This is a genomic window from Zoogloea sp. (assembly GCF_017302315.1).
GTDB lineage: Bacteria > Pseudomonadota > Gammaproteobacteria > Burkholderiales > Rhodocyclaceae > Zoogloea.
Map to the genome: position 1 here is coordinate 1 of NZ_JAFLDT010000134.1, position 6,161 is coordinate 6,161.

Sequence of the window (6,161 nt, forward strand, 5' to 3'; positions counted from 1 at the left end):
CCGCCTGGCCCTGGCGACCAACTACGGCAGCGGCAGCGTCGCCGCCCTGCCGACTGCCCGGCGCCCGCCGACACCCGTGGCCCTGTGGCTGTATCCGGCGCCGGTGGCCCTGGACAGGCGCCAGTCGGCCGCCGACCCGACGCCCGCCGAACACCGGGAGGGCGGCAAATCGGCCGACGCCACCGACCGCCGCCGCCAGGCCCAGCGGGAAGACATGCCCGATGGCCGCAACGGGCTGATCCTGCCCTTCCGGGCCGAGAGCCTGCTGTCCTTTGCCGAATACGTGAAAGTGAATCGCGGCCATGAAGAGGGCGACGACGAGGACCCGACCCGGGTGGCCCGCGACATGGACCGCATCGCCGTGGCCCGGGATGGTCAGGATACCGCCTCGCGGGTGCGCTTCGACCTGGATCTGCCCTCCGCCGCCCACGACGACATTCCCCTGGAGAGCGGCATCCTGCTGCCCGAGTGGGACTGGAAGAAGCAGGTGCTGAAGAAGGACATGTGCAGCATCACCGTGCTCGACCCCCGGGACGCCCAGCCTTGTCCGCTGCCTTCGCGTCTTATCGCACCGGCCCGGCGTCTGCGTCGCCAGCTGGAGGCCCTTACCCCCGCCCGGCGCTGGCTCAAGAACCAGCCCGACGGCGCCGAGCTCGACATCGATGCCTGCGTGCGCGCCTACGCCGACCGGCGCACCGGCCATGTGGCCGGCAGCGATGGCGGCTACCTGTCCTGCGAGCGGCGGGAGCGCGACCTGTGCTGCCTGGTGCTGGCTGATCTGTCCCTGTCCACCGACACCTGGGTCAGCGATGAGCAGCGCGTGATCGACGTGATCCGCGACAGTCTGTGGCTATTCTCGGAGGCCCTGGGGGCCACCGGCGACCCCTTCGGCCTGTACGGCTTCTCGTCGCGTCGCCGCGAGCACATCCGCTTTCATCGCATCAAGGGCTTCGACGAGAAGATCGACGACCGCATCCGCGGCCGCATCGGGGTGCTCAAGCCCGGCTTCTACACCCGCATGGGGGCGGCCATCCGTTACGCCACGCAGATCCTCGCCAAGCGCCCGGAGGCCCTGCGTCTGCTGATGATCCTGTCCGACGGCAAGCCCAACGATGTGGATCACTACGAAGGCCGCTACGGTATCGAGGACACCCGGATGAGCCTCAACGCCGCCCGTCAGGAGGGCGTGCGCCCCTTCTGCGTGACCATCGACAAGGAAGGCCAGGGTTATCTGCCCCACCTCTTCGGGCCGTCCGGCTACACCATCCTGCGCAACCCGGCCGAGTTGCCGGCGCGACTGCCCGGGCTCTACGCCCAGCTCACGGCCGGCTGAGGGCGGCCCTGGCGAAGGCCGTGGCGATCAGCCCGGCCACGCTGCGGGAGAGCTGGCGCGCCGGTTCGGCCGCCGGTATGCCCAGCAGAAAGCCCTGGGCGCAGTCGCACTCCAGCTCGCACAGGGTGGCCAGGTCGCGGGCATCCTCGATGCCTTCGGCGATCACCCGCAGCCCGCGTTGACGGGTGTCTTCAATCGTGGCGGCTGCCCTGTCCCTGCGCACCGCATCGGCATGGATGCGCTGGGTGCACGACGGGGGCAGCTTGATGAAGTCCGCCCCCATCCCGGCGCGCCCGGTGGCGCGCCCGCAACCCTGTGCCCGGAGTTTCTGCCAGGCGTCGTCCAGGCCGGCGGGGGTGTCGGTGTCCATGTATTCCACCACCAGCCGGGCGGTGTCGAGGCCGCCTTCGTCCAGCATGCGTGGCAGTTCGTCGTCTGCCGACACGTCCACGATCATGGCCCCGCTCAGGTTGATGAAGAGCCGTCCGGGCAGCCCGGCGGCAACAAAGGTGGCCACGGCCCGGCGTGCGGCGAGGCGCTCCAGGGGGAGGCCGAGGCCGGCGTCCCGGGCCACCCGCAGGAGCTGCTCCGGTGTGTGCAGCGGCGAGTCGGCGGGGCCGCGCATCAGTGTCTTGTAGCCCAGCACCTCGCGTCGACGCAGGTCGAAAATGGGCTGGAAGACAAAGCCGAGAGCCTGGCAGGCCAGGATGTCCCGGAGATGGGTGACGAGGCCGCTGAAGTACATGGTGCGTGGGCGTGAACACGATGGGTAATATCGTGATTGTCGGCAGCGCTCCACGCCAATTGAATGAAGCTTTTGTGAAGACCGCGTGATGACGCGGCCTTCGGGGCGTCTTCGCCCAGAGGGGGTGAGTAGATCTGCTGCGCGACCCGATTTCGCCCCTGCGATGCTCACCGTACCCTTGTACGGCTGCGCTTTTCGGGGCGAACTCGAAGCGCTCGCTACGACTTCTTCACCCCCGCTCACTGGCGGCCTTGAAATCGCTCGGCTTCGGCCCCGAAGCACGCCACCAGCCACTCGGCGCAGGCGGCGACCCGTGCCTGGGGGCGGGCATCGGGGTGGATGAGCATCCACAGCTCCCGCGTCAGTACCGGCTCCGGCCCGCCCAGGCGCACCAGGGCGGGGTCGGGGTCGGCCATGAAGCAGGGCAGGATGCCGTGGCCGATACCGTCGGCCACGGCCCGGGCCAGCCCGCGCAGGCTGTTGGAGCGCAGGCGCACCCGGCCCGTGCTGAGCATGGCGGCCAGGTGGCGCATCTCCGGTGTGTGGTCCAGGTCCGGGTTGTAGGCCACCCAGTCACCGGGGCGCACCGGCAGATCGCCCCGGGCGGCACCGTAGAGGGCAAAACCCACGTCGGCCAGCTTGCGGATCAGGAAGTCGCCGCTGGCCGGGCGCGCCAGGCGAATGGCAATGTCGGCCTCCCGGCGGGCCACGCTCAGGTTGTCGTTGCTGGCGATCAGTTCGACGGAGAGGTCGGGGTGAAGGGCATAAAGATTGGGCAGCCGGGGCACCAGATACTCGCCGATGATGGCGCTGACGGCGGTGATGCGCACCAGACCGCTGACGGCCCGGTTGCCGGCCTCGGCCAGACGCACCACGCCGGCCACATCCTCCTCGATGCGGGTGCTGCGCGCCAGCACCCGCGCGCCCACCGGAGTGGGGTTCCAGCGCCCCTCGCTGCGCTCGAACAAGGGGGTGCCCAGGCTCTCCTCCAGGGCGCGCAGGCGGCGGGCCACGGTCGTCTGGTCCACCTTCAGGTCGCGGGCGGCGGCAGCCAGCGTGCCCTCGCGGCCGATCACCACCAGAAAACGCAGATCGTCCCAATTCATCATCTTCGTCCCGGTTGAGGCCTGCATTTTTGCAGGAAAGTGAGGCATGGATGTCAATTTACGCAGGCTTTGTGAGCGCTTAGTCTGAGCCTGTTGTTCCCCCTTTCACATCCACTCAGGAGATCCTCCATGACCGCCTCCACCTCCCTGCGCCAGTTGTCCGGCCTCCCCGCTGCCCCGTCCCGCCTGTCCGAGTCAGCCCTGATCCTGGTGGACGCCCAGAACACCTACCGCACCGGGGTGATGCAGCTCAGTGGTGTCGAGCCCGCCCTCGACGCGTGCGCCAGCCTGCTGGCCCGCGCCCGCGCCCTCAAGGTGCCGGTGATCCACATCCAGCATGATGCTGGCCCTGGCACGCCCTACGACATCCGGGCCGAGATCGGCGCCATTGCCGACAAGGTGGCGCCCGCCGAGGGCGAGCCGGTGGTGGTGAAGAACTACCCCAACTCCTTCGTGAATACCGATCTGGACGCGCGCCTGAAAGCGCTGGGTGTGAAGAACCTGGTGGTGGTCGGTTTCATGACCCACATGTGCATCAACTCCACCGGCCGCGGCGCCTTCAACCTGGGCTATGCCGTCACGGTGCCCGCCAATGCCACCGCCACCCGCCCCCTCGCCGGGCCGGACGGCAGCACGGTTCCTGCCGCAACCCTGCAGGCGGCGGCCCTGGCCGCCCTGGGTGACTTGTTTGCCGTGGTGGTGCCCGACGTGGCGGATATTCCGGACTAAGCCCGAATCCGGCGGTCGGGGCTTCAGGCCTGCTGCGCGTCGGATGTATGTGCGCTGCGGCGTCGTGCCAGATAGGCCGGGCCGAGGCGGACCGCCAGCTTCTCGGCCTTCATCCAGATATCCGGGTGGGGGCGGAAGCTGTCGCGCAACTGCTTCCACAGGGGCGAAGCCTTATGGAGCAACTCATGGAGCACCGTGTCGAGCAGGTCGAGGGCGTCGTCGTCGGACAGGGGCGCCAGATAGCGCGGGTTGAGACGCAGGGTGTCGGAGTGCCAGCGATACTGGCCGAAAACCCGCCCTGCTGCCGACAGCTTGCGGGTGCACAAACGCTTGGGGATGCCCAACTGCGGCAGGTGCTCCTGCACCACCTCGAGGGCCAGATCGATGTCGCGCCGGGTCATGGGGTGGGGCCTCGCAGCTTCAGATGCCCCAGGTGACGGGGTGCTTGTCCTTCAGGGAGCGCTCCAGGATCTCCAGCAAAGGCACGGCGCGCTGGAAGAAGGCGACACCGCCGCCCGCCGGCTTGGCTTCGTTCTCCTCCGCGTCGGCCTTCTCGGTCTGCCGGGCCTTGTCAGCGGCAATGGCCGCCTTCAGGGTGGCGATGGCCGAGGGCAACTGTTCGACCGTGAAGATGCCCTTGGGCTCGGCGGGATCCTTGCCCAGTACGGTGAGCATCTCCTTGCCGTTCTTCTCGAACATGATGACGTCGCCGCTGGCGGGGGATTTGAAGATGATCAGCATGGGGGGCGTCCTAGCAGTGGAATGGTCCCATTGTAGGCCCGCTGCCGGCCTGGAGGAAAACCCCAAGCGTGAAGTGGCGGCACAGGTGATACCGTGGGCCCCCGACTTTCCGCGAACCTGAATCCGTGGACCCACGTGCAAGCCTCGCCGGTGTGGCTTTCGGTCTCGGTGCCTACGGCATCTGGGGCTTCTTTCCGCTGTTCTTCCGCCAGCTCGGCCACGTCAGCCCGGTGGATCTGTTGTGCAATCGCGCGGCCTGGGGATGCCTGTTCGTCAGCCTGATCCTCACCGTGCGCCACCACTGGCCGGCGACCCTTGCTGCTGCGCGGCGCCCCGGCACGGTGTTGCGCCTGGGGCTGGCGGCGCTGCTGGTGGGGGCCAACTGGCTGGCCTTCCTGTGGGCGGTGGATCAGCGCCAGGTGGTGGCGTCCAGCCTGGGCTACTTTCTGACGCCGCTGGTGAATGTGCTGCTGGGCATGCTGGTGCTCAAGGAGCGCCTCAACGGCAAGGAGTGGGCCTCGGTGGGCCTGGCCGTGGCGGCCGTTGGCAGTGAACTCCTGACCCTCGGCAGCCTGCCGTGGATCTCGCTGTTCATCGGCGGCAGCTTCGGGCTGTACGGGCTGGTGCGCAAGCAGGTGGCGGTGGATGCCGTTTCCGGCCTGTGGCTGGAAACCCTCACCCTGCTGCCCCTGATCGGCGTGTATGCCCTGTGGCAGCAGGCCCAGGGGCACAGCGTGTTCACCGGCCACGATGCCCTCACCCAGGGCCTGCTGGCCCTGGCCGGGGTGCTCACGGCCCTGCCCCTGATGCTCTTCGCAGCCGCCACCCAGCGCCTCAACCTGGCCACGGTGGGCATGCTCATGTACATCAACCCGACCCTGCAGTTCCTGACGGCGGTGCTGCTCTTTGATGAAGCGCTGCAGCCCGCCCGCCTGCTCACCTTCGGGCTGATCTGGGCCGGGCTGATCCTGTATAGCTGGAGCGGCTGGCAGAAATACCGGGCCAGCCAGGCCTGAGCGGGTGTGAACACACCCATTTTCCTCTGTTGCCCTCCCCGAACCAGACGCAAACCCAATGCTGACACGGGATTGCCCTCCACTGGCCGTATCACCCGATGGGTGAAGCTGAAGGGGTTTATGGGACGCGCTGAGGGCGGCTGGAGGGAATGTGGGGATTGTTGGGATTGTGGGGACTGTAGGGGCGACTTCAGTCGCCCGCGGACGTCGATCAAGGGCATGCCTGTGATCGACGCGGATGGGCGACTGAAGTCGCCCCTACAAGTCGCCCCTGCGATGCTCACCGTACCCTTGTACGGCTGCGCTTCTCGGGGCGAACTCGAACCGCTCGCTACGATTTCTTCACACCCTCTGAGCGGGCACTTCCGCGGGCGGCTCAGGCCGCCGGGGGCGTGAGGCGGAACTCCGCGTCGCCCCAGGCCTGGAAGGCGCCCCAGGCAAGGCCGGCGGGGTCGGCCGTGGCGCAGGCCTGGATGGCGCCCGCGTGGGCG

7 protein-coding genes are annotated in these 6,161 nt (G+C 68.4%); 3 read left to right on the forward strand and 4 right to left on the reverse strand.

All coding sequences use genetic code 11. The annotated features are described in order from the left end of the window. On the forward strand, window positions 1-1,333 hold a 1,333-nt coding region (locus tag J0L98_RS20810), incomplete at its 5' end, for a VWA domain-containing protein (protein WP_296414074.1). Here J0L98_RS20810 and J0L98_RS20815 read toward each other — a convergent pair. Continuing rightward, a complete protein-coding gene (locus J0L98_RS20815) occupies window positions 1,320-2,078 on the reverse strand; it encodes an EAL domain-containing protein (protein WP_296414077.1) in 759 nt (252 codons plus the stop codon). The genes J0L98_RS20810 and J0L98_RS20815 overlap by 14 nt on opposite strands. Before the next feature lie 239 nt (window positions 2,079-2,317). Then, the gene (locus J0L98_RS20820) at window positions 2,318-3,184 is read right to left on the reverse strand and encodes a LysR family transcriptional regulator (RefSeq protein ID WP_365955227.1); all 867 of its coding nucleotides are present in this window, start codon (window positions 3,182-3,184) and stop codon (window positions 2,318-2,320) included. Between the two features lie 129 nt (window positions 3,185-3,313). Here J0L98_RS20820 and J0L98_RS20825 point away from each other — a divergent pair, with 129 nt between their 5' ends. Next, window positions 3,314-3,913, forward strand: a complete 600-nt coding sequence (locus tag J0L98_RS20825) for a cysteine hydrolase family protein (protein WP_296414080.1) — start codon at window positions 3,314-3,316, stop codon at window positions 3,911-3,913. Between the two features lie 23 nt (window positions 3,914-3,936). On the opposite strand, the gene J0L98_RS20830 is transcribed toward J0L98_RS20825, so the two are convergent. Both J0L98_RS20830 and J0L98_RS20835 read right to left on the reverse strand, forming a co-directional pair. Then, window positions 3,937-4,314 carry a hypothetical protein gene (locus J0L98_RS20830; protein ID WP_296408047.1) on the reverse strand — a complete coding sequence of 126 codons (378 nt, stop codon included), beginning with the start codon at window positions 4,312-4,314 and terminating at the stop codon, window positions 3,937-3,939. 19 nt (window positions 4,315-4,333) lie between these two features. After that, a complete protein-coding gene (locus J0L98_RS20835; protein WP_296414081.1) occupies window positions 4,334-4,654 on the reverse strand; it encodes a DUF1840 domain-containing protein in 321 nt (106 codons plus the stop codon). A 125-nt stretch (window positions 4,655-4,779) separates the two neighbouring features. Here J0L98_RS20835 and rarD point away from each other — a divergent pair, with 125 nt between their 5' ends. Next, window positions 4,780-5,670, forward strand: a complete 891-nt coding sequence (gene rarD / locus J0L98_RS20840; RefSeq protein ID WP_296414083.1) for an EamA family transporter RarD — start codon at window positions 4,780-4,782, stop codon at window positions 5,668-5,670. The last annotated feature ends 491 nt before the right edge of the window (window positions 5,671-6,161 follow it).

Coding starts and splice junctions, on each gene's coding strand:
- J0L98_RS20820 (WP_365955227.1), bottom strand. CDS start 3,184: ATGAATTGGGACGATCTGCGTTTTCTGGTGGTGATCGGCCGCGAGGGC.
- J0L98_RS20835 (WP_296414081.1), bottom strand. CDS start 4,654: ATGCTGATCATCTTCAAATCCCCCGCCAGCGGCGACGTCATCATGTTC.
- J0L98_RS20830 (WP_296408047.1), bottom strand. CDS start 4,314: ATGACCCGGCGCGACATCGATCTGGCCCTCGAGGTGGTGCAGGAGCAC.
- J0L98_RS20825 (WP_296414080.1), top strand. CDS start 3,314: ATGACCGCCTCCACCTCCCTGCGCCAGTTGTCCGGCCTCCCCGCTGCC.
- J0L98_RS20815 (WP_296414077.1), bottom strand. CDS start 2,078: ATGTACTTCAGCGGCCTCGTCACCCATCTCCGGGACATCCTGGCCTGC.